The organism is Pararhizobium qamdonense (assembly GCF_029277445.1).
GTDB classification, from domain to species: domain Bacteria; phylum Pseudomonadota; class Alphaproteobacteria; order Rhizobiales; family Rhizobiaceae; genus Pararhizobium; species Pararhizobium qamdonense.
Genome location: NZ_CP119566.1, coordinates 4,114,798 through 4,140,251 on the forward strand (window position 1 = coordinate 4,114,798; position 25,454 = coordinate 4,140,251).

A 25,454-nucleotide genomic window follows, 5' to 3' on the forward strand; every position below is an offset into this window, starting at 1 on the left:
CACCGGCAAACGAACCTGAAACTTAAAGAACACGCTGATTTCAGCATCATGGGAAGGCTCTAGAATGGTCGCGCAGATGAAGCTTAGTCAGCAAAACGACATCTCCATTTCCCGCGATGCGGGCATCGTTCGCGCACCGGGAGAACCGACAAATTTCCTGGTCTCGGGCGACGCCTCGACTGTGCGGAATTACGGGCGCGACGGCAATGACCTGATCATTGAATTCGATGATGGCAAAGTGCTGCGCATCGAAGGCTTCTTTACCAGCGGCGCCCAATATAACAATCTCGTCTTCGTTGATGACAATGCACAATGGCTGGCGAATTTTGACCCGGCGCTCGGCGGCGGAGACGGCATTGCCGATGCGCAAGTTGTGCTCGAAAAGATCGAAGACGATGACTCGACCCTGATCCTGCTCGGACTTCTGGGCGCCGCACTTGCGGGCGCAGGCGGCATTGCAGCGGCTGGCGGCAGCGATGAGACGCCTCAAGCCGAAACGGATACGACCTCCCCCTCACGACCGGACTTTGCAGCGGCAGACGACGCCGGCCTACCGGCCCGCCCGATCGAGCACCGTTCCACCACCAATGATGCAAGTCCTGTCCTCACCGGAACCGCAGAAGCCGGCAGCACCGTGCATATCTACGATAACGGCCGCCTGATCGGAACCGCGCAGGCAGGCCCCGATGGCACCTGGACATTCACCCCGTCGCCTCCCCTGGTGGACGGCCAACACCTGCTGACCGCCACATCCACCGACGCGGATGGGAATGTCAGCCCGGTTTCGGAACTTCTCGACATCACGGTCGACACGACGACGGGAGCGCCGCTGGTGGTGGTGACCGGCAATGGCAATGGTACGATTACCGTTACGGGCACGGCCGAGCCCGGTGCCACACTCACCGTCACCTATCCCGATGGAACGACCGGAACCGTCGTGGCGGGTCCCAATGGGCAGTACAGCGTCACCTCACCCGGTGTGCAGACCTCAGGCACGGTCACGGCCCAGGCCACCGATGCGGCCGGCAATGATGGGCCGTCTTCCACGGCTGCCTATACGGACGCCGTCGATCCGGCTGCCCCCTCGGTCACCGTCACCGGCAATGGTGACGGCACCATCACCGTCACGGGAACAGCCGAGCCCGGTGCGAACCTCACCGTCACCTATCCCGATGGCACATCCGGGTCGGTGATCGCCGATGTCACCGGACAGTACAGCATTACCTCGCCCGGCGTGCAGACGTCAGGCACGGTCACGGCCCAGGCCACGGACGCTGCTGGTAACGATGGGCCATCTTCCACGGCCATCTATGTCGATGCCGTCGATCCGGCTGCCCCCTCGGTCACCGTCACCGGCAATGGTGATGGTACGATCACCGTCACAGGCTCAGCCGAGCCCGGTGCGACGCTCACCGTCACCTATCCCGATGGAACGACCGGAACAGTCGTGGCGGGTCCCAATGGAAACTATGCGATCACCTCGCCCGGCGTGCAGACGACGGGAACGGTCACAGCCCAGGCCACCGATGCCGCCGGCAATGATGGGCCGTCTTCCACCGCTGCCTATGTCGACGCCGTCGATCCCGCTGCCCCGTCGGTCACCGTCACCGGCAATGGTGACGGTACGATCACCGTCACGGGAACCGCAGAACCCGGTGCGACGCTCACCGTCACTTATTCGGATGGAACGACCGGAACAGTCGTGGCGGGTCCCAATGGAATCTATACGATCACCTCGCCCGGCGTGCAGACGACGGGAACGGTCATAGCCCAGGCCACCGATGCCGCCGGCAATGATGGACCGTCTTCCACCGCTGCCTATGTCGATGCTGTCGATCCCGCCGCTCCCTCGGTCACCGTCACCGGCAATGGCGACGGTACCATCACCGTCACAGGCATAGCCGAACCCGGTGCCACCCTCACCATCACCTATCCCGATGGAACATTTGGGTCCGTTGTGGCGGGTCCCAACGGAAACTATGCGATCACCTCGCCCGGGGTGCAGACGACGGGAACGGTCACAGCCCAGGCCACCGATGCCGCCGGCAATGATGGACCGTCTTCCACCGCTGCCTATGTCGACGCCGTCGATCCCGCTGCCCCGTCGGTCACCGTCACCGGCAATGGTGACGGTACGATCACCGTCACGGGAACCGCAGAACCCGGTGCGACGCTCACCGTCACTTATCCGGATGGAACGACCGGAACAGTCGTGGCGGGTCCCAATGGAATCTATACGATCACCTCGCCCGGCGTGCAGACGACGGGAACGGTCATAGCCCAGGCCACCGATGCCGCCGGCAATGATGGACCGTCTTCCACCGCTGCCTATGTCGATGCTGTCGATCCCGCCGCTCCCTCGGTCACCGTCACCGGCAATGGCGACGGTACCATCACCGTCACAGGCATAGCCGAACCCGGTGCCACCCTCACCATCACCTATCCCGATGGAACATTTGGGTCCGTTGTGGCGGGTCCCAACGGAAACTATGCGATCACCTCGCCCGGGGTGCAGACGACGGGAACGGTCACAGCCCAGGCCACCGATGCCGCCGGCAATGATGGACCGTCTTCCACCGCTGCCTATGTCGACGCCGTCGATCCCGCTGCCCCGTCGGTCACCGTCACCGGCAATGGTGACGGTACCATCACCGTCACAGGCATAGCCGAACCCGGTGCCACCCTCACCATCACCTATCCCGATGGAACATTTGGGTCCGTTGTGGCGGGTCCCAACGGAAACTATGCGATCACCTCGCCCGGGGTGCAGACGACGGGAACGGTCACAGCCCAGGCCACCGATGCCGCCGGCAATGATGGACCGTCTTCCACCGCTGCCTATGTCGACGCCGTCGATCCCGCTGCCCCGTCGGTCACCGTCACCGGCAATGGTGACGGTACCATCACCGTCACAGGCATAGCCGAACCCGGTGCCACCCTCACCATCACCTATCCCGATGGAACATTTGGGTCCGTTGTGGCGGGTCCCAACGGAAACTATGCGATCACCTCGCCCGGGGTGCAGACGACGGGAACGGTCACAGCCCAGGCCACCGATGCCGCCGGCAATGATGGACCGTCTTCCACCGCTGCCTATGTCGACGCCGTCGATCCCGCTGCCCCGTCGGTCACCGTCACCGGCAATGGTGACGGTACGATCACCGTCACGGGAACCGCAGAACCCGGTGCGACGCTCACCGTCACTTATCCGGATGGAACGACCGGAACAGTCGTGGCGGGTCCCAATGGAAACTATACGATCACCTCGCCCGGCGTGCAGACGACGGGAACGGTCATAGCCCAGGCCACCGATGCCGCCGGCAATGATGGACCGTCTTCCACGGCCGCCTATGTCGATGCCGTCGATCCCGCCGCTCCCTCGGTCACCGTCACCGGCAATGGCGATGGCACCATCACCGTCACAGGCACGGCCGAGCCCGGTGCCACCCTCACCGTCACCTATCCCGATGGAACATTTGGGTCCGTTGTGGCGGGTCCCAATGGAAACTATACGATCACCTCGCCCGGGGTGCAGACGACGGGAACGGTCACAGCCCAGGCCACCGATGTAGCTGGCAATGATGGACCGTCTTCCACGGCTGCCTATACCGACGCCGTCGATCCCGCCGCCCCCTCGGTCACCGTCACCGGCAATGGCGATGGCACCATCACCGTCACGGGAACCGCAGAACCCGGTGCGACACTGACCATTACCTATCCCGATGGCACATTTGGGTCCGTTGTGGCTGGTCCCAATGGGCAGTACAGCATCACCTCGCCCGGTGTGCAGACAACGGGCACGGTCACAGCACAGGCCACGGACGCTGCTGGCAATGATGGACCGGTGGCAAGTGCCGCGTATACGGACGCCGTCGATCCCGCAGCGCCTTCGGTGACCGTCACTGGCAATGGCGATGGCACCATCACCGTCACCGGAACAGCCGAGCCCGGTGCGACACTGACCATTACCTATCCCGATGGCACATCCGGAGCGGTCGTGGCTGGGCCCAATGGAAACTATACGATCACCTCGCCCGGTGTGCAGACATCAGGCACGATCACGGCCCAGGCCACGGATGCCGCCGGCAATGATGGACCGTCTTCCACGGCCGCCTATACCGACGCTGTCGATCCGGCTGCGACAGCCACCATCACGGCGTTCACTGACAACCAGTCACAGGATATCGGCGATCTCTCGAATGGGGCACTTACCAACGATGGTGAGCCTTTGCTCAAAGGCGATGTCAGCAGTCTTGCCGATGGGGATATTGTCAGAATCTATAGGGGAGCTGCCTACATCGGTACTGCGACTATTGCCGGCAACAGTTGGTCCTTCCAGCTCGGCGCGCTTGCTGATGGCACGCACAGCTACGTTGCCGTGATCGCCGATCAGGCTGGCAACGAGGGTACGCCCTCTTCCCTCTTTTCATTGACAGTCGATACAGTCATCACACCCGGCACGCTTTCGCTTTCCAACTTTACCGATACCGGCACGTCCTCAAGCGATTTCCTCACCCAAGATACCGCCTTTGATCTCAGCCTTGCGGGCAGCGAGGCGGGGGCCAGTATCGTCTACCAGATCTCGGCCGATGCCGGGGCAAGCTGGACGGCCACCACCCCGGCGCAAACGGGCCTACCCGACGGCGCCTATCTCTACAGGGCCGTCGTCACCGATGCGGCCGGCAATTCGGCCGCGTCCAACAGCATTGCGGTCACAGTCGATAATACCGCGCCGGCTGCAGGTGCTATCACGCTGACGGGGTATACCGACAGCGGTACGTCCGCGTCTGACTTCATCTCCACAGACACGACGTTCAATCTGTCGCTCAGCGGCCAGGAAGCGGCGGCAGGCGTTGCCTATAGCAGATCGGCCGATGGCGGTGCCACCTGGACGGCCACGACATCAGCGCAGACCGGGCTTGCGGACGGACAGTACCAGTTCCGCGCCGATGTCACCGATGCTGCAGGCAATGCCGCAACCACCAATGTCTTTACGGTCACGGTCGATACAGCCATCACACCCGGCACGCTTTCGCTTACCGGCTTTACCGATACCGGTACATCGGCGAGCGACTTCCTCACGCAGGATACCGCCTTTGATCTCAGCCTTGCGGGCAGCGAGGCGGGGGCAGCGATCGTCTATCAGGTCTCGACCGATGCCGGTGCAAGCTGGGCGGCCACGACCCCGGCGCAATCCGTCCTTGCCGACGGCGCCTATCTCTACCGGGCCGTCGTCACCGATGCCGCCGGGAATTCGGCTGTGTCCAACAGCATTGCAGTCACGGTCGATACCGCCATCACACCCGGCACGCTGACACTTGCCAGCTTTACCGATACCGGAACGTCTGCAAGCGATTTCCTCACCCAGGATACCGCCTTCGATGTCAACCTTGCAGGCAGCGAGGCGGGGGCCAGTATCGTCTACCAGATCTCGGCCGATGCCGGGGCAAGCTGGACGGCCACCACCCCGGCGCAAACGGGCCTACCCGACGGCGCCTATCTCTACAGGGCCGTCGTCACCGATGCGGCCGGCAATTCGGCCGCGTCCAACAGCATTGCGGTCACAGTCGATAATACCGCGCCGGCTGCAGGTGCTATCACGCTGACGGGGTATACCGACAGCGGTACGTCCGCGTCTGACTTCATCTCCACAGACACGACGTTCAATCTGTCGCTCAGCGGCCAGGAAGCGGCGGCAGGCGTTGCCTATAGCAGATCGGCCGATGGCGGTGCCACCTGGACGGCCACGACATCAGCGCAGACCGGGCTTGCGGACGGACAGTACCAGTTCCGCGCCGATGTCACCGATGCTGCAGGCAATGCCGCAACCACCAATGTCTTTACGGTCACGGTCGATACAGCCATCACACCCGGCACGCTTTCGCTTTCCAACTTTACCGATACCGGGACGTCGGCAAGCGATTTCCTCACGCAGGATACCGCCTTTGATCTCAGCCTTGCGGGCAGCGAGGCGGGGGCAGCGATCGTCTATCAGGTCTCGACCGATGCCGGTGCAAGCTGGGCGGCCACGACCCCGGCGCAATCCGTCCTTGCCGACGGCGCCTATCTCTACCGGGCCGTCGTCACCGATGCCGCCGGGAATTCGGCTGTGTCCAACAGCATTGCAGTCACGGTCGATACCGCCATCACACCCGGCACGCTGACACTTGCCAACTTTACCGATACCGGTGCATCGGCAAGTGATTTCCTCACGCAGGATACCGCCTTTGACCTCAGCCTGGCAGGCAGCGAGGCGAGCGCAACCATCGTCTACCAGATCTCGGCCGATGCCGGTGCAAGCTGGGCGGCCACCACCCCGGCGCAAGCGGGCCTACCCGATGGTGCCTATCTCTACAGGGCCGTCGTTACCGATGCGGCCGGGAATTCTGCTGCGTCCAACAGCATTGCGGTCACAGTTGACAATACCGCGCCGGCTGCAGGCGCGATCACGCTGACGGGGTATACCGACAGCGGCACGTCCGCGTCCGACTTCATCTTCACAGACACAACGTTCACCCTGTCGCTGAGCGGCCATGAAACGGCGGCGGGCGTTGCCTATAGCAGATCGGCCGATGGCGGTGCCACCTGGACAGACACGACATCAGCGCAGACCGGGCTTGCGGACGGACAATACCAGTTCCGCGCTGATGTCACCGACGCTGCAGGCAATGCCGCAACCACCAATGTCTTTACGGTCACGGTCGATACCGCCATCACACCCGGCACGCTTTCGCTTGCCAGCTTTACCGATACCGGAACGTCTGCAAGCGATTTCCTCACCCAGGATACCGCCTTCGATGTCAACCTTGCAGGCAGCGAGGCGGGGGCCAGTATCGTCTACCAGATCTCGGCCGATGCCGGGGCAAGCTGGACGGCCACCACCCCGGCGCAAACGGGCCTACCCGACGGCGCCTATCTCTACAGGGCCGTCGTCACCGATGCGGCCGGCAATTCGGCCGCGTCCAACAGCATTGCGGTCACAGTTGACAATACCGCGCCGGCTGCAGGCGCGATCACGCTGACGGGGTATACCGACAGCGGTACGTCCGCGTCTGACTTCATCTCCACAGACACGACGTTCAATCTGTCGCTCAGCGGCCAGGAAGCGGCGGCAGGCGTTGCCTATAGCAGATCGGCCGATGGTGGTGCCACCTGGACGGCCACGACATCAGCGCAGACCGGGCTTGCGGACGGACAGTACCAGTTCCGCGCCGATGTCACCGATGCTGCAGGCAATGCCGCAACCACCAATGTCTTTACGGTCACGGTCGATACCGCCATCACACCCGGCACGCTTTCGCTTTCCAACTTTACCGATACCGGGACGTCGGCAAGCGATTTCCTCACGCAGGATACCGCCTTTGATCTCAGCCTTGCGGGCAGCGAGGCGGGGGCAGCGATCGTCTATCAGGTCTCGACCGATGCCGGTGCAAGCTGGGCGGCCACGACCCCGGCGCAATCCGTCCTTGCCGACGGCGCCTATCTCTACCGGGCCGTCGTCACCGATGCCGCCGGGAATTCGGCTGTGTCCAACAGCATTGCAGTCACGGTCGATACCGCCATCACACCCGGCACGCTTTCGCTTGCCAGCTTTACCGATACCGGAACGTCTGCAAGCGATTTCCTCACCCAGGATACCGCCTTCGATGTCAACCTTGCAGGCAGCGAGGCGGGGGCCAGTATCGTCTACCAGATCTCGGCCGATGCCGGGGCAAGCTGGACGGCCACCACCCCGGCGCAAACGGGCCTACCCGACGGCGCCTATCTCTACAGGGCCGTCGTCACCGATGCGGCCGGCAATTCGGCCGCGTCCAACAGCATTGCGGTCACGGTCGACAATACCGCGCCGGCTGCAGGTGCTATCACGCTGACGGGGTATACCGACAGCGGTACGTCCGCGTCTGACTTCATCTCCACAGACACGACGTTCAATCTGTCGCTCAGCGGCCAGGAAGCGGCGGCAGGCGTTGCCTATAGCAGATCGGCCGATGGCGGTGCCACCTGGACGGCCACGACATCAGCGCAGACCGGGCTTGCGGACGGACAGTACCAGTTCCGCGCCGATGTCACCGATGCTGCAGGCAATGCCGCAACCACCAATGTCTTTACGGTCACGGTCGATACAGCCATCACACCCGGCACGCTTTCGCTTTCCAACTTTACCGATACCGGGACGTCGGCAAGCGATTTCCTCACGCAGGATACCGCCTTTGATCTCAGCCTTGCGGGCAGCGAGGCGGGGGCAGCGATCGTCTATCAGGTCTCGACCGATGCCGGTGCAAGCTGGGCGGCCACGACCCCGGCGCAATCCGTCCTTGCCGACGGCGCCTATCTCTACCGGGCCGTCGTCACCGATGCCGCCGGGAATTCGGCTGTGTCCAACAGCATTGCAGTCACGGTCGATACCGCCATCACACCCGGCACGCTGACACTTGCCAACTTTACCGATACCGGTGCATCGGCAAGTGATTTCCTCACGCAGGATACCGCCTTTGACCTCAGCCTGGCAGGCAGCGAGGCGAGCGCAACCATCGTCTACCAGATCTCGGCCGATGCCGGTGCAAGCTGGGCGGCCACCACCCCGGCGCAAGCGGGCCTACCCGATGGTGCCTATCTCTACAGGGCCGTCGTTACCGATGCGGCCGGGAATTCTGCTGCGTCCAACAGCATTGCGGTCACAGTTGACAATACCGCGCCGGCTGCAGGCGCGATCACGCTGACGGGGTATACCGACAGCGGCACGTCCGCGTCCGACTTCATCTTCACAGACACAACGTTCACCCTGTCGCTGAGCGGCCATGAAACGGCGGCGGGCGTTGCCTATAGCAGATCGGCCGATGGCGGTGCCACCTGGACAGACACGACATCAGCGCAGACCGGGCTTGCGGACGGACAATACCAGTTCCGCGCTGATGTCACCGACGCTGCAGGCAATGCCGCAACCACCAATGTCTTTACGGTCACGGTCGATACCGCCATCACACCCGGCACGCTTTCGCTTGCCAGCTTTACCGATACCGGAACGTCTGCAAGCGATTTCCTCACCCAGGATACCGCCTTCGATGTCAACCTTGCAGGCAGCGAGGCGGGGGCCAGTATCGTCTACCAGATCTCGGCCGATGCCGGGGCAAGCTGGACGGCCACCACCCCGGCGCAAACGGGCCTACCCGACGGCGCCTATCTCTACAGGGCCGTCGTCACCGATGCGGCCGGCAATTCGGCCGCGTCCAACAGCATTGCGGTCACAGTTGACAATACCGCGCCGGCTGCAGGCGCGATCACGCTGACGGGGTATACCGACAGCGGTACGTCCGCGTCTGACTTCATCTCCACAGACACGACGTTCAATCTGTCGCTCAGCGGCCAGGAAGCGGCGGCAGGCGTTGCCTATAGCAGATCGGCCGATGGTGGTGCCACCTGGACGGCCACGACATCAGCGCAGACCGGGCTTGCGGACGGACAGTACCAGTTCCGCGCCGATGTCACCGATGCTGCAGGCAATGCCGCAACCACCAATGTCTTTACGGTCACGGTCGATACCGCCATCACACCCGGCACGCTTTCGCTTGCCAGCTTTACCGATACCGGAACGTCTGCAAGCGATTTCCTCACCCAGGATACCGCCTTCGATGTCAACCTTGCAGGCAGCGAGGCGGGGGCCAGTATCGTCTACCAGATCTCGGCCGATGCCGGGGCAAGCTGGACGGCCACCACCCCGGCGCAAACGGGCCTACCCGACGGCGCCTATCTCTACAGGGCCGTCGTCACCGATGCGGCCGGCAATTCGGCCGCGTCCAACAGCATTGCGGTCACGGTCGACAATACCGCGCCGGCTGCAGGTGCTATCACGCTGACGGGGTATACCGACAGCGGTACGTCCGCGTCTGACTTCATCTCCACAGACACGACGTTCAATCTGTCGCTCAGCGGCCAGGAAGCGGCGGCAGGCGTTGCCTATAGCAGATCGGCCGATGGCGGTGCCACCTGGACGGCCACGACATCAGCGCAGACCGGGCTTGCGGACGGACAGTACCAGTTCCGCGCCGATGTCACCGATGCTGCAGGCAATGCCGCAACCACCAATGTCTTTACGGTCACGGTCGATACAGCCATCACACCCGGCACGCTTTCGCTTTCCAACTTTACCGATACCGGGACGTCGGCAAGCGATTTCCTCACGCAGGATACCGCCTTTGATCTCAGCCTTGCGGGCAGCGAGGCGGGGGCAGCGATCGTCTATCAGGTCTCGACCGATGCCGGTGCAAGCTGGGCGGCCACGACCCCGGCGCAATCCGTCCTTGCCGACGGCGCCTATCTCTACCGGGCCGTCGTCACCGATGCCGCCGGGAATTCGGCTGTGTCCAACAGCATTGCAGTCACGGTCGATACCGCCATCACACCCGGCACGCTTTCGCTTGCCAGCTTTACCGATACCGGAACGTCTGCAAGCGATTTCCTCACCCAGGATACCGCCTTCGATGTCAACCTAGCAGGCAGCGAGGCGAGCGCAACCATCGTCTACCAGATCTCAGCGAATGCCGGTGCAAGCTGGACGGCCACCACCCCGGCGCAAACGGGCCTACCCGATGGTGCCTATCTCTACAGGGCCGTCGTCACCGATGCGGCCGGCAATTCGGCCGCGTCCAACAGCATTGCGGTCACAGTCGATAATACTGCGCCGGCTGCAGGCGCAATCACGCTGACGGGGTATACCGACAGCGGTACGTCCGCTTCCGACTTCATCTCCACCGACGCGACGTTCAATCTGTCGCTCAGTGGTCAGGAAGCGGCGGCGGGCATTGCCTATAGCAGATCGACCGATGGCGGCGCGAGTTGGACAGCCACGACATCAGCGCAGACCGGGCTTGCGGACGGACAATACCAGTTCCGCGCCGTCGTTACCGATGCTGCAGGCAATGTCGCAACCACCAATGCCTTTACGGTCACGGTCGATACAGCCATCACCCCTGGCACGCTTTCGCTTTCCAGCTTTACCGATACCGGCACGTCTGCATCCGACTTCCTCACCCAGGATACCGCCTTCGATCTCAGCCTTGCGGGCAGCGAGGCAGGGGCAGCCGTCGTCTACCAGATCTCGGCCAATGCCGGCGCAAGCTGGACGGCCACGACCTTAGCGCAAGCGGGCCTCCCCGATGGTGCCTATCTCTACCGGGCTGTCGTTACCGATGCAGCTGGGAATTCGGCTGTGTCCAACAGCGTTGCAGTCACCGTCGATACATCCGTCACCCCAGGCACGCTTTCGCTTTCCAACTTTACCGATACCGGAACGTCCGCATCCGACTTCCTCACCCAGGATACCGCCTTCGATCTCAGCCTTGCGGGCAACGAGGCAGGGGCCGGTATTGTCTATCAAATCTCGGCCAATGCCGGTGCAAGCTGGACGGCCACGACCTTAGCGCAAGCGGGCCTCCCCGATGGTGCCTATCTCTACCGGGCTGTCGTTACCGATGCAGCTGGGAATTCGGCTGTGTCCAACAGCGTCACGGTCACCGTCGATACAGCCATCACACCCGGCACGCTTTCGCTTACCGGCTTTACCGATACCGGAACGTCTGCAAGCGATTTCCTCACGCAGGATACCGCCTTCGATCTCAGCCTTGCGGGCAGCGAGGCAGGAGCAACCGTCGTCTATCAAATCTCGGCGAATGCCGGTGCGAGCTGGACGGCCACGACCTCTGCGCAAACGGGCCTCCTCGACGGCGCCTATCTCTACCGGGCCGTCGTTACCGATGCCGCCGGGAATTCTGCCGCGTCCAACAGCATTGCGGTCACCATCGACAATACTGCGCCGGCTGCAGGCGCAATCACGCTGACGGGGTATACCGACAGCGGTACGTCCGCTTCCGACTTCATCTCCACCGACGCCACGTTCAATCTGTCGCTGAGTGGTCAGGAAGCGGCGGCAGGCATTGCCTATAGCAGATCGGCCGATGGTGGTGCCACCTGGACAGCCACGACATCAGCGCAGACCGGGCTTGCGGACGGACAGTACCAGTTCCGTGCCGTCGTTACCGATGCTGCAGGCAATGCCGCAACTACCAATGCCTTTACGGTCACGGTTGCGGCGAATGCGCCGGTCGGGACAGCGGCCGTCAGCGGGATCAGCCAGGATGGGGCGTTGCTCGCGAATGACTTTGCCACCAACGATAACCAGCTCTTGATTTCCGGGACGAATACGGTCTTGCACAGCGGCGAGATCGTGCGGGTCTCGCTTGACAATGGCACGACCTGGCTGACGGCCACGCAAGCGTCCGCCACCACCTGGTCGCTCGATCGGACGGCGGCCACCGCCCTTGCCAATGGCACCCACACATTCCTGGCGCGCGTGGAAAGCCTGTCGGGTGTCGTCGGCACCGCCTCCTCGCAGGCGGTGATCATCAACAGCGCTGCCAATGCGCAGATGGTACTGGATCTGAACGCGACGAGCGACAATGGCGCCAGCACGACGGACAATATTACCGGCCTGGTGACGCCTTCGATGACGGGGACGGTTTCTGGGCTGTTCTCAACCGAAGTGGCTGCGATCAATTCCGGCCGACTGAAGGCGACCCTGTTTGTCGACGGCGACAATGATGGTGTGATCGATGCGGGCGAGGTGATGCTCAGCGGTATCTCGATGACCGGCAGCGGCTCTTCGGCGACGTTCAATGTCAGCATGAATGCGCTGCCGAACGGCTCGTATAATGTGAAGACGGCGTTGATCGATACGGTCGATAGCAGCGTCAAGCTGGTTGGCCTGCTCGATGGCAGCGCTGTGCCGCGCCTGGTGATCGACACGGCGGGGACGCCAAGTACCGGCTTTTCCGCGACGGCCAATAGCGGCCTTGGGTCTTCGGCGAAAAATGTCGGCGATTTCAATGGCGACGGGTACGACGACTTCCTCGTCACCGCGCCGCAGCAGCTGACCTTGGGCGGCTCGACGTCCGGTTCGGCCTATATTCTCTACGGTTCGAGCACCGGGCTTCCCAACGTGTCTCTGGCGTCGCTCACTGCGGCGCAGGGTATCCGTGTCACCAACACCGACGGAAGAGGCGACGGCTATCCGCCCTATGCAGCCGCCTCGACCGGCGACCTCAACAATGACGGCTATGCCGATGTGGTGATGTCGTCGCATGTCAACGATGGCGGCGTGATCATCTGGGGACGCGGCGGCAATACGACCGCGAGCATCAATGTCAGCAGTTTCGGCAATACGGCGACAACCGACGGCACCTATTTCCATGGCAATTCCGCCTGGATCGGCGCCAGCGTCGCTGTCGGCGACATGAATGCGGATGGCTATGACGATCTGCTGGTCGGGGATATCAATAATGACAATGTCTGGGTCATTTTCGGCCATGGGGGAGCGCCCGGTTCCGCGTCATGGGGGAACTTTTACCTATCTGACGGCGCCGGGCTTTATACGATGGTCAACGGCGCCCCGGTTTCACCGCTTTCGACCTCGCTTTATATGCGCGTCACCGCCAGCGGCTCCAGCAGCTATGCGGATGAACTCGCGTCCAACACGACGATACTCGGAGACGTCAATGGAGACGGCATCAACGATTATCTGCTGACATCACCGCTCGCCGACGATGGCGCGGGCGATGCCGGGACCGCCTATCTGGTTTTCGGGAGCCGGACCCCTCTTAGCAGCACCACCACAGGCATCGGGCTTGGAAGCCTCTCCTCCACGCAGATGATCAAACTGACCGGAACACAGGCCTCGGAATGGCTGGGCGGACGCGGTGAAACGAACGGTCCCATCGGCATGCTGTACAATCATCCCCAGGCGACGGCCAATCTCGGTGATATCAATGGCGACGGCATTGCCGACTTCGCCATCGGCTCACCGGGATGGGGCGACGGCAACAATGACGACTTCGGGGCCGGCCGCGTCTACGTGATCTACGGAAAGGCCAATGGCGTTGCCTGGAGCAATATCAGTCTCGCTACCTTGAACGGCACCAATGGTTTCATCCTGCAGAAACCTTCCGCCACCATCGCCTCCATAAATACGCTCGGCTACTCGATCTCCGGTCTGGGGGATGCCAATGGCGACGGTATCAGCGATTTCGTGGTCAGCGCTCCCAATGAAACCGTCGGGCTCAATGTATCCGCCGGTGCCGCCTATCTGGTCTATGGCCAGGCGGGCGGGTTCTCGGGAGCGTTTTTGAGCGGTGGAGTGGCCGATCTCGATGCCATGGTCACTGGCGGCCGCGCGGTGAAATACACGGGCACGTCCGTGAACGGGCTTTTCGGTTCGGCGACGGCATTCGGGGATTGGAACGGCGATGGCTTTGCCGATGTCAGTATCGGCGAAAATCATGGCAGCACCGGCGCGCTCAACGGTGGAACCTACTATGCCTATTTCACCAACCCCGCCAATCTCACCCAATCCTATTCACTCGGCAACGATATCCTGGCGGTGGGCGGAACCAGCGTCGGCTTCGGCGCACCCGTCAATGGTGTCGACCGGATCACCGGCGGGGCCGGCAACGACATCATTACCGGGATTGGCACCGACACGACCGGCACGACGGCAACATCGACGCTTCACGATGCGGTCTACGGTGCAGTTGGCGACGACACGATCGGCATTGCCGGCACCAACTTCACGCTGATCGACGCCGGATCGGGCAACGATATCCTGCGCTTCGACAATGCGGTTGGTCTCAGCCTCGACCTGACAGCCTATGGCCTAAGGGTCCAGGGGTTCGAGCGCATAGACCTTGGCACCGGAGCCAATACGCTGGCTCTCAGTCTTGCCGATGTCCTGCGCCTTCCCGATCAAACGGGCGCATCCCTGCATCCGCTTCTGATCAATGGCGGAGCGGACGATACCGTAAACCTGGCCGAAGCGATCGGCACCGGCTGGGCGGATTCAGGGAACCAGACGATCGGCGCCGTCACCTACGACGTCTGGCACAATGCCACGATGGGGAGCAACACCAATGCCGACCTGCTGATCCAGCAGGGCATCAGCGTTGTGTGATCTGCCGCAAGGCGGCGTTTTTGCTGCCTTGCCTGCCCAGACGCAAGTCCGGGCAAACTGCGGGAACTGTACTGCGTCCGCACTTGCGTAAACACGAATGGGCAGAGCACGTCCGCATTTCCTGGAAAGCGGACATGCTGCGGACACAACAGATTCGGAGACGCTTTTTGGGCAATATGCAGATTTCAGACTGTGTGCCGATCGCCGGCGGAACCCTTATTTTTCGGTCCCCGGCGATCCATTTTCAACGAACCTTTCGTCTTGTCATCGGGGAGACGTGCCGAAACTTCGCAGTGCGTTTGCTCCGTATCGCAACCCTGCCCGTTGTGGCCGCATTCTGCGCCATCGGCCTGGCGGGGTGCGAGACCGGTGCGACCGGCCCGGCGGTCAATCCGCCGGTCAACCGGCAAAGCGGAAGCACCAGCGAAGCGCTGCACACGGGTAGCGTGCGTGTTGCTGCCTCCAAGCCATCAGAGGCGCTGCGCATCAGGATCGACGGCATGAATCTCACTGAAGCGATCGGCATCGCGATCTCCCGTCATCCGGATATCAGCCGTGCCAATGCCGTTGTCGCGCAAAGCGCATCTGAAGTGGCAATCGCCAGGTCCGCCTGGTATCCCGCCCTGACCTATAATGTGCAGCCCGGCTACGGCACGTTTGGTGGCGAGAGGAAGGCGGGGCTGCATGGTTCGCTCGGCGTCACGCAGCTGATCTACGATTTCGGCAAGACACCCGGCCAGGTTTCCGCCGCCAGCGCCACCCTGTCGCAACGCCGCCATCTTCTCAACGATACCACCGAAACGGTGGCCTACGAGACTGCAGCCGTGTTTGTCGAGCTTGCCGCCGGGCAGGATATGAAGGCCGCCGCAGCCCGGCAGGTAAAGGCGCTGCAGGATATTCACGCGAAGATCCGGCAACGGGTGCAGGCGGGCCTTTCCGACGCGTCCGACCAAAGCCAGGCGGATGTCGCCATCCAGCGCGCTTCGGCCGAGGGACTGAAAGCAGAGACGCGCTTTGACCTTTCAGCCGGAAAGCTCGCCGAACTCATCGGCGTGCGGCCGCAGCGGATTGCCAGTCTGGCAGGAACGCAAAAGCTTCTGCAAAGCCTCGGCGCCGAGGCCGGCAATATCGAGCAGACGCCTGCCATTCGTGCTGCGAGCGCCGCTGTGGACGCCGCAGACGCCCAGTTGCGGGTCGCAAAGGCCGATCGCTGGCCGTCGCTCGGCATCACCGCCAGCCAGAGCAGATCGAGTGCCTCGGATTCATCCGATGACAAGCCGTTCGTCGGACTGGCGATCAGCGGAGGCTTCTCGCTTGGCGGCCTTGCCCAACATAAAGTCGCCGCCGCGGAAGCGGAGAAACGCGCAAGCGCCCAGGCGCTCGAAAACCAGCGGCTCGTGACGCGCACCGCGCTCGGATCGGCAGAAACGGAGACGGCTGGCGCTGCCGCCCGTCTGGTCAGCTACAACAAGGTCATCGCGCTGACCCGATCGTCGCGCGATCTCTACTGGCAGGAATACACGCTCAACAAGCGCCCTCTCACCGACGTCATCAACGCCGAACGGGACGTCTACACCGCGGAAGGCGAACGCATCAATGCGGCGGCGGACGGCATAGTCTCGAAGATCAAGGCCTATGCTGCGCTCGGCCGGTTGACCGCGATGCTGAGCCAGAAAATGCGGGAGCAGCCATGACCCTCACAGCCGCCGGAGAAGCGAAAGGCCCGCCTCAAAGTGGCGATCGAGAAGGCGAAGATCGGGACGGCGGGGATCGGGAAGATGCTGGCCGGGTCCGCGAGGGCCGGGAGGGCACGGCGGGTCCGTGGGTCGATGCGGTGCTGCTTGCAGCGCGTTATCTCGGCGTTGCGGTGTCGCCCGAGCTGGTGCGCAACTCTTCGGCCTGGGCCGGCCGCGCCGATAGTGGGCAGGCCATTATCGACATCGCCCTCTCCGCCGGGCTTTCCGGCACTTTCGTCGAAATCCCGTTGCATGAACTTTCCCCGATCATGCTCCCTGCGCTGGTTGCAGTCAGCGATACGCATACCGGCGTCATCACCAGAATAGACGGCGACAGAGCAACCCTTTCGATCTGGATCGATGGCCGGGCGGTTGACTATACCGTGCCGTTGCAAAAACTGGAAACCAAGCTTCCGGAGCGGCGGGTGCTCCTGGTGCGCGCGCGCGAGATCGTGCGGGATTCGCGGCTCGACCGCTATCTCAGCCAACGGCCGCGTTCCTGGCTCACCGGTATTTTCACCAGCAATTGGCCGGTTCTGATCGAGCTTGGACTTGGCTCGCTTTTTGCAAACCTGCTGGCGATCGGCACCTCGCTTTTTGCCATGCAGGTCTGGGACCGCGTGGTGCCGGCGCAGTCGCTCAATACGCTGTGGGTCTTAACCTCCGGACTGGTTGTGGCGCTCGTGCTGGAATTCCTGATCCGCACGGCGCGCCTTTCGATCGTCGATCATTTCGGCAAACAGGCCGATCTGAAGCTTTCCGCGATGTTCTTTGCGCGCGTCCTCAACATTCGCAATGATGCGCGGCCGCGTTCGCCGGGCACGCTCATTTCGCAGCTGCGCGATCTCGAGCAGATCCGCGAGCTGTTGACCTCGTCTGCACTCGGGGTGATGCTCGATCTGCCCTTCGTCGCCGCGTTCCTGTTCATCATCTGGCTGCTGGGCGGTCCTCTTGTCTTCGTTCCGCTTGCCGCGATCCCGCTCTTGATCATTCCCGGCGTCCTTGCGCAACTGCCGCTTGCCCGTCTGTCGGCGGAGGGTTTGAGCGAGGCTGCCCTGCGCAACACCATCCTGATGGAATCGATCTACCGGGCGGAGGATATTAAGATCCTGCAGGCCGAACCGCGCTTCCGCAGATTGTGGAACAGCACCAATCAGGTGAGCGGTGACATCGGGCTGAAGCAGCGCCAGCTCGGAGGCCTGCTGGTGAATTTTGCCCAGGCCGTGCAGCAGCTTGCCTATGCTGGTGTGGTGATTGCCGGCGTCTACGGCATCCTCGATGGCAGCCTGTCGTTCGGCGCGGTTCTCGCCTGCTCGATCCTCACCAGCCGCACCATCGCTCCGGTCGGTCAGATTTCCGGGATCCTCAGCCGCCTGCAGAATGCGCGTGCCGGCAAGAAGGGCCTCGATTCCCTTCTCGATCTTCCCGTCGATCACGATCCGGAAAAACACAGCTACCACAAGCCCGCTCTGATGGGCCGCTATCGCTTCGAAAACGTCGTCTACGCCTATGAGCCTGAGGCAAAGCCCGCCCTCGTCATTCCGGGGCTGGCGATCGAGCCCGGTGAACGCATCGCGATCCTTGGCCGGGTCGGCGCCGGGAAATCGACATTTCTGCGGCTTGCAGCCGGGCTGGCGACGCCGGGCAAGGGCAATATCCTGCTCGATGGCACGGCGATGGGCCTGATCGATATCGCCGATATTCGCCGCGATACCGGCGTCCTCCTCCAGGAGACCAGCCTGTTTTACGGCTCGCTGCGGGACAATCTCCTGATCGGCAACCCGCTTGCCTCGGACGACCAGATTTTGGAAGCCATGCGGCTTTCCTGCGCCGATCAGCTTCTGCTCGATCAACCGCACGGGCTGGACCTCAAATTACGCGAGGGGGGAATTGGCCTGTCGGGCGGCCAGAAACAGGCCTTGATGCTGGCGCGGCTGGTTTTGCGCGCTCCCAGCATCGTCATTCTCGACGAGCCGACAGCATCTCTCGATGAAGGCACAGAACTCCTGATCATCGAGCGCATGAAGGCCTGGCTTGGGGAACGCACGCTGATCGTTGCCACCCATCGTTTCGCCCTGCTCGCTCTTGTCGACCGCATCATTGTCGTCGATGGCGGGCGCATCGTGCTCAACGGCGCCAAGGATGAGGTCCTGCGGGTCCTGTCCGGCAAGGGTCCGGCGCAGCCCGCTAACAGGGCGAACCTGGAGCAGCTCCCATGACGGCTCTTTTGCCTTCGATCGATTATACCGGCGATATGCGCCGGGCCCGCTCACTTTTGTGGCTGATCATGGCGTCGCTCGCCATTCTCCTCGCCTGGTCGGCCTTTGCCGAACTCGACGAGGTCGCGATCGGCGAGGGCAAGGTCACGCCAGCCTTGAAGGGGCAGATCGTCCAGAGCCTGGAAGGCGGTATCCTGGCGGAGCTTTCCGTGCGCGAAGGCGATATTGTCGAGGCAGGGCAGAATATCGCGACGCTCGATCCCGTCCTGGCGCGGGCTTCCATGGAAGAGGCGCTGGCCAAGATCGCTTCCCTCAAGGCAAGGGCAGCCCGCCTTGAAGCGGAAATGAACGATGAGACCGGCGTGACGTTTCCAGCCGATCTTCGCGAGGACATGCCGGTGGTGGAGCGCGAAAGGCAGCTCTTTGCCGCCAATCGCAGCGCGCTTGCCGAAAACGTGGCCAATCTTCGCGAGCAGCTGCAACTGGCGCGCGACGAACTGGAAATTGCCGCGCCGCTTTTGAAGACCGGCGCTTCAAACCTGACCGAGGTGCTGCGCCTGCGGCAAAAGGTGGCCGAACTCTCGACGACGCTCGCGTCCACGCAAAGCGAATATCGCGTTGCGCTAAAGGCCGATTTCGCCACGACAATGGCCGAGCTTGAACCGCTCTTGAAGGTCTGGGAAGGGCGCGCCGACCAGCTGCGCCGGACCGCCATTACCTCGCCGGCGCGCGGTATCGTGAAAGATATCCGCATTTCCACCATCGGCGGCGTCATGGGTCCGGGCGGGGAACTGATGGAGATCGTGCCATTGGGGGACCAGCTGCTGATCGAGGCGCGGCTCAGCCCGCGCGACATCGCCTTCATCCATCCCGGCCAAGGCGCGACGGTAAAAATCAGTGCCTATGATTCGGGCATCTACGGAACCCTGACGGCCAAGGTCGATCGGATTTCCCCGGATACGATCGAAGACAGCGTGAACAAGGGCAACTACTATTACCGTGTCTACGTGCTGACCGACCAAGCCTATCTGGAAACCAAGGATGGCAAGCAACACCCGATCATGCCCGGCATGATAGCGACCGCCGAGATCAAAACCGGGCGCAATACGGTCATGAACTATTTGCTGAAACCGCTGCACAAGGCTGGTGAAGCGATGCGGGAGCGGTAGCGCTCGACACAATTTGGAAGATGCGGCCTCGCCACGCCGCTGAAATTTGCCCCAAATTCACTTCGAACATTGAAAAATACACGGCCGCTGCTAAGACCGGGCCATGTGGAAAGCTAAAGATTTAACATTTATCACGATGGCCGCAGCTGGCCTGACCTGCGACCGGCACCCTTATTCAAAAGAATATTTTCTAAGGGAATTTTCTGCGGCTGTTCTTGCGCACCATTCAAGCCCGGCGCAAGCGACGCTCCCTACCCTGTCCCGATCACCGGCATGATGCCGGGCAGAAGGGGACAATGACATGTCGAACATCACCGAATATTCCGCCGATTCCAACGATGCGGCCATCGCACTTTTCCTGCAGGACGAGAACGGCGACAAGCTGACCGACATTCTGGTGGACGCGCTGGACGAAGCCTTCCGGATCCTGCGCGATGAGCTGGGTTCCAGCGCGCTGAACTGAGTTAGCAGCGCTTTTCAGACACCTCCCGACGCACGCCTGTCGTGTTGCATCTCTATGATCTTCCTGTACCGGGGCTCGATAACGAGCCCCGGCAAGATGGCTTCCATCACGGTCCGAGCTAGCACTTCCCTAACGAAGATGGTTAATTTTTTAACTATTTTACGGTTATCTGGGGAACGGTTCGGCGGGTTGACCGTTGATGCGAAAACCCGGGAGGACTTTCGATGATCTTCACTCTTCTCATGACAAAGCCCGACGAAGCCGACGATACCGGCACCTATGCCGATGGCGCATTCGATCTGCCTGCTATCGACTTGAAGGCGTCGCCACGCCGCATTCGCGGCCACGCCGCCCATCAGCGCGACTATGGCCGCAACCGCACGATCGAGCCGATCCCAGCCGGATTTGCCTGAGGGCATCCGGCTGGAAAAGTTAGGCTGTAAACGGAAATAATTACGACGCTCAAGCGCGCGGCTTCAGCTTCATGTGACGGTTGACGTCCTTGTAAAGCAGATAACGGAATTTTCCGGGGCCACCCGCATAGCAGGCTTGCGGGCAGAACGCGCGAAGCCACATGTAATCACCGGCCTCGACCTCGACCCAATCCTGATTGAGCCTGTAGACCGCTTTGCCTTCCAGCACATAGAGCCCATGCTCCATGACATGGGTTTCAGCAAACGGGATCACCGCACCCGGCTCGAAGGTGACGATCGTCACATGCATATCGTGGCGCAGGTCGTTCGGATCGACAAAACGCGTCGTCGCCCATTTGCCTTCGGTTCCTGCCATCGGCGATGGCGCGATATCCGCTTCATTGAGAAACAGCGGCGTCGGCGCATCAAGCCCCTCGACGGCTTCATAGGCCTTGCGGATCCAATGAAACCGTACCGGCTGGCTGCTTGTGTTGCGCACCGACCATTGGCTTGCAGGCGGGATGAAGGCATAGCTGCCCGGGCGCATCTGATGCGTGTTCCCATCGAGCGTCACGCTCAACTCGCCTTCGACGACGAACAGCACGCCTTCGGCGCCATCATCCAGCTCCGGCCGGTCGCTGCCGCCGCCGGGCGCGACTTCCATGATATATTGCGAGAAGGTTTCGGCGAAACCGGAGAGCGGCCGTGACAGGATCCAGAGCCGGGTGTTTTCCCAAAACGGCAGGAAGCTGGTGACGATATCCATCATCACGCCCTTGGGAATGATGGCATAGGCTTCGGTAAAGACGGCGCGGTCCGTCAGCAACTGGGTCTGCGCGGGCGCGCCGCCCTGCGGGGCATAATAAGTGCGGTTCATCTGCTTCCCTGAACGTTCGAATGATCAGCCATGACGGCGGCGGGATGCCATCAGACACAGGAAATCATTAGCGCAACCCAGCGCCCAGATCACGCGGCAATTCCCTCCGATCTCCGGATTCAGTTTCACGTAGAAAGGGGAAATCGGCGAATACATCCACAACACGCAGCACAGACCTTTTGTGCCTTGAGTGCTGCTCTATCTAAGCCGCGACACAATATTGGCTGGAATGGAATTGCATGGCGGAATTTTGGGGCACGGTGACGGAACTCTGGCGCTATCCGGTAAGCGCCCTGCGGGGCGAGCGTATCGATTGGGCGCCGCTGGATGCACATGGCGTCCTTCATGACCGTGGCTGGGGTCTGATCGACGCGGCCGGCAGTGTGGCATCGCCGGAAACCGAGCGCCGGTGGCGTTTCGTGCCGGATATGATGGCGCGCATCGGGAGCGATGGCGTGGAGATCAATACGGACGGCGCGGCGTGGCTTCCTGTCCCATCGGACGCGGCCAATGCTGCGGCCTCCCAACGCGCCGGGTTTCCGGTCACGTTTCGCCGCTTGGCTACCACCATGGAAACAGCGAACACTGACCAGATCGCGCCGCGCTATGACCGGGGCCACCTGCATATCCTGACGACTGCGTCGCTGCGGAGCCTGGCGGAGCTGTTACCGCCATATGTGCTCGCGGATGTCAGGCGCTTCCGGCCGAATATTGTCATCGACATGAAAGAGGCCGAATCCGGCTTTCCGGACAGGCAGCTGATCGGCAGGCAGCTTCGGATCGGCGAGGCTCTGGTTTCTGTCAACGAGCCCTGCGAACGCTGCAGTTTTACAGCACTTGCGCAGGGCGACCTGCCCTTTGCCAAGGAGGTCCTGCACACGATTGCGCGTCACGGCGGCGGCGGTTTCGGTATTCTTGCCGGTGTCGTCGAGGCGGCCCCGATCAGGGAGGGCGAGAGGGTCCGTATTATTTGATGATCGTGCTGGGCGGGGTTGGGGTCGTTACCTCGCGAAGCCATTCCCGCCAGATCGACACGAGAAGCGCCATCAGCACCGGCCCGACGAACAGGCCAAGGAAGCCCATGGTCTTGACGCCGCCGACCAGTCCGAAAAATGTCGGCAGGAAGGGCAGCTTGATCGGGCCGCCGACAAGCCTGGGGCGAAGCGTCTTGTCGACGATGAACAGTTCGACCGTTCCCCAGATGAACAGCGCGGCACCAGCCACCGGCGACCCGCTGGCCACCAGATAGATTGAAACCAACGTGAAGCACAACGGCGCGCCGCCGGGGATAAGGGCCATTATCCCGGTGATGATGCCAAGCGTGACCGGGGACGGAACCCCCGCCATCCAATAGGCGATCCCCAGCACGATGCCTTCGCCGATCGCGATAATGCCCATGCCGGTCACGGTCGAGCTGATGGTCAAGGGAACGATGCGCGACACCCGCTCCCAGCGCATTGGCAGGATCCGCTCGCCGAGATGATCGAGCTGGGTCACGAGCTTTTCACCATCGCGATAGACGAAGAACAGCGTAATGAGCATGAACAGAAGTGTCAGCATCGATTGGAAGGCCGATGCGCCGACGACAAGCACGCCGCGATAGATATTGCCGATATTGGACCCGCTGACGAGCTGCACCAGTTCGCCGAGCGCACCGGGATGGCCGACATATTTGCCCCATTGAACGCCCAGCCAGACGCCAAGACCGGGGATCTGCGTGAGCCAGACCGGCACAGGCGCGCCGGCTGCATTGGTCTCGATCGTCCAGACGGCCCAGTTATGGACCTCATCAACCGCATAGACGGCAGCAAGCGAGATCGGTGCCACGATGAAGGATATCACTGCAATGATGGCAATTGTTGCGCCGATCGTCCGGTTGCCGCCGATTGCGCCAAGCAGCCTGCGGTAGATCGGCCAGCTGGCAAAGCCGATGACGAGGGCTGCGAGCACCGGGACCAGAAACCCGTGAAAAAAATAGACGCCTGCCAGGAGGACAAAGACGAGAAGCCAGCGCGCGGCCGCAATCGGGCCGACCAGCGCCGAGCGTTCATAGGACGCGCGGCCGAAAAGCCGCGGTTCCGATGGCAATTGATCCCGATCACGATTGCTCAGTTGCAAAAGGCGTTCCTCCAAGTGTCACACAAGATGACAGCAAAACCCACGGCTAGCCAGCATGTTTGCGTTGTGCACGGCAAACGCGTCAGCATGCGGCATAGGTAAGTATGGCCGTAGGGTCAACACAAGCGGATGACAAACGATTGTCAAAGGTGATGATCAACGGTCAAATGCGGCATCATGCCACTTTCAGGGCCGCTGTCTTCTTCGACCGGTCGAGGAAGACAGACGACAGGAAGATGCCGATACCGGCCACTGCCATCATCGCGCCGACGAGGCCGGTCGATGTCCAGCCGTAACCGGCGGCGATGGAAAGGCCGCCAAGCCAGGCGCCAAGCGCATTGGCGAGATTGAAGGCGGAATGGCTGAGCGCCGCCGCCAGTGTCTGTGCCTTGCCGGCCACATCCATCAGCCGCATCTGGATGCCCGGCACGACGGCAAAACCGCCGCCGATCAGGAGAACGTTGATGACCGCCATCCAGGGTGTGTTCATGGTGAAATAGAACAGCACATAGGCGAACAGATTGAAGACCAGCGCAATGCCGATGGCCGGCATCAGCCGCCAGTCGGCCAGACGCGAGCCGGCGATATTGCCGAGGATCATGCCGGCGCCGAAAACCGATAGCAGGATCGGGACGGTTCCAAGCGACACGCCTGCGACCTCGGTCAAGGCTGGGGTGATGTAGCTGAAGACCGAGAACATGCCGCCACAGCCGATTGCGCAGATGCCAAGCGTAAGCCAGACCTGGGATTTGCCAAGGGCGCCGAGCTCCGTCAGCGGCGATGCTGACGGGTTGCGCCGGTCCTTCGGCACATAAAACCATGTCAGGACAACGGTCAGCACGCTGATGGCGCCGACGATGGCAAAGGCTGCGCGCCAGCCGAGCGCCTGACCGAACCAGGCCGCAAGTGGCGTTCCGACCAAGGTCGCGACGGTCAGACCCATCATGACACGGCCGATGGCGCGTGCGCGCTGATGCGGCGCCGCCATGCCGGCGGCAACCAGGGCCGCAACGCCGAAATAGGCACCATGCGGCAGGCCTGCGAGAAAGCGGGCCGCGACCAGAAGACCGAAACTCCCGGCGGCGGCACTGGCCAGATTGCCGAGCGCAAACAGGCTCATCAGTGCCAGAAGCATGTTATGTCTCGAATACCGCGCAGCAAGCACTGCAATAAGCGGCGCGCCGACGACAACGCCGATCGCATAGGCGCTGATCACGTGGCCGGCATAGGGAACCGAGACCGAAAGATCACCGGCCACCTGCGGCAAAAGCCCCATGATGGCAAATTCACCGGTACCGATGCCGAAGCCGCCGACGGCCAGGGCCAGTTCTGCACTGGACATGCCTCCCCAGCGGGCGGCCGGAATGGAAGAAAGAGCATCGTCTGACATGGGAAGACCTGCCTGGAGCCGCATCGGCCCAAAGGATTTTCGTTCTGAAATGGGAAGCCAAGGCCGATTTGGGA

The 25,454-nt window shown here is 62.2% G+C and carries 10 protein-coding genes; 7 read left to right on the forward strand and 3 right to left on the reverse strand.

All coding sequences use genetic code 11. The features are described 5' to 3' along the window. The first annotated feature begins 64 nt into the window (after positions 1 to 64). The 6 genes from PYR65_RS20155 to PYR65_RS20180 all read left to right on the forward strand — a co-directional run bounded on the left by PYR65_RS20155 (position 65) and on the right by PYR65_RS20180 (position 20,995). Positions 65 to 14,995 carry an Ig-like domain-containing protein gene (locus PYR65_RS20155; RefSeq protein ID WP_276119251.1) on the forward strand — a complete coding sequence of 4,977 codons (14,931 nt, stop codon included), beginning with the start codon at positions 65 to 67 and terminating at the stop codon, positions 14,993 to 14,995. A 293-nt stretch (positions 14,996 to 15,288) separates the two neighbouring features. After that, positions 15,289 to 16,689 carry a TolC family protein gene (locus PYR65_RS20160; protein ID WP_276119252.1) on the forward strand — a complete coding sequence of 467 codons (1,401 nt, stop codon included), beginning with the start codon at positions 15,289 to 15,291 and terminating at the stop codon, positions 16,687 to 16,689. After that, complete coding sequence (locus PYR65_RS20165; RefSeq protein WP_276119253.1) at positions 16,686 to 18,950, forward strand: type I secretion system permease/ATPase; 2,265 nt, start codon at positions 16,686 to 16,688, stop codon at positions 18,948 to 18,950. The genes PYR65_RS20160 and PYR65_RS20165 overlap by 4 nt, the downstream gene beginning before the upstream one ends. Then, positions 18,947 to 20,119, forward strand: a complete 1,173-nt coding sequence (locus PYR65_RS20170; protein ID WP_276119254.1) for an HlyD family efflux transporter periplasmic adaptor subunit — start codon at positions 18,947 to 18,949, stop codon at positions 20,117 to 20,119. Before PYR65_RS20165 ends, PYR65_RS20170 begins: the two co-directional genes overlap by 4 nt. Before the next feature lie 301 nt (positions 20,120 to 20,420). Beyond that, a complete protein-coding gene (locus PYR65_RS20175) occupies positions 20,421 to 20,582 on the forward strand; it encodes a hypothetical protein (RefSeq protein WP_276119255.1) in 162 nt (53 codons plus the stop codon). 224 nt (positions 20,583 to 20,806) lie between these two features. Further along, positions 20,807 to 20,995: a hypothetical protein gene (locus PYR65_RS20180; protein WP_276119256.1), complete on the forward strand. Its 189-nt coding sequence runs from the start codon at positions 20,807 to 20,809 to the stop codon at positions 20,993 to 20,995. Positions 20,996 to 21,044: 49 nt separating this feature from the next. Here the strand turns inward: PYR65_RS20180 and PYR65_RS20185 are convergent, their stop codons facing one another. Further along, entirely contained in the window at positions 21,045 to 21,872 is an 828-nt protein-coding gene (locus PYR65_RS20185; protein WP_276119257.1) for a bifunctional allantoicase/(S)-ureidoglycine aminohydrolase, read from the reverse strand. A gap of 239 nt (positions 21,873 to 22,111) precedes the next feature. Between PYR65_RS20185 and PYR65_RS20190 the strand changes: the two genes are divergently transcribed. After that, positions 22,112 to 22,846 (forward strand): MOSC domain-containing protein, encoded by a 735-nt coding sequence (locus PYR65_RS20190; protein WP_276119258.1) that lies wholly within the window; start codon positions 22,112 to 22,114, stop codon positions 22,844 to 22,846. On the opposite strand, the gene PYR65_RS20195 is transcribed toward PYR65_RS20190, so the two are convergent. Beyond that, entirely contained in the window at positions 22,839 to 23,990 is a 1,152-nt protein-coding gene (locus PYR65_RS20195) for an AI-2E family transporter (protein ID WP_082546593.1), read from the reverse strand. The genes PYR65_RS20190 and PYR65_RS20195 overlap by 8 nt on opposite strands. Before the next feature lie 175 nt (positions 23,991 to 24,165). After that, positions 24,166 to 25,380 (reverse strand): MFS transporter, encoded by a 1,215-nt coding sequence (locus PYR65_RS20200; RefSeq protein WP_276119259.1) that lies wholly within the window; start codon positions 25,378 to 25,380, stop codon positions 24,166 to 24,168. Positions 25,381 to 25,454: the final 74 nt, after the last annotated feature.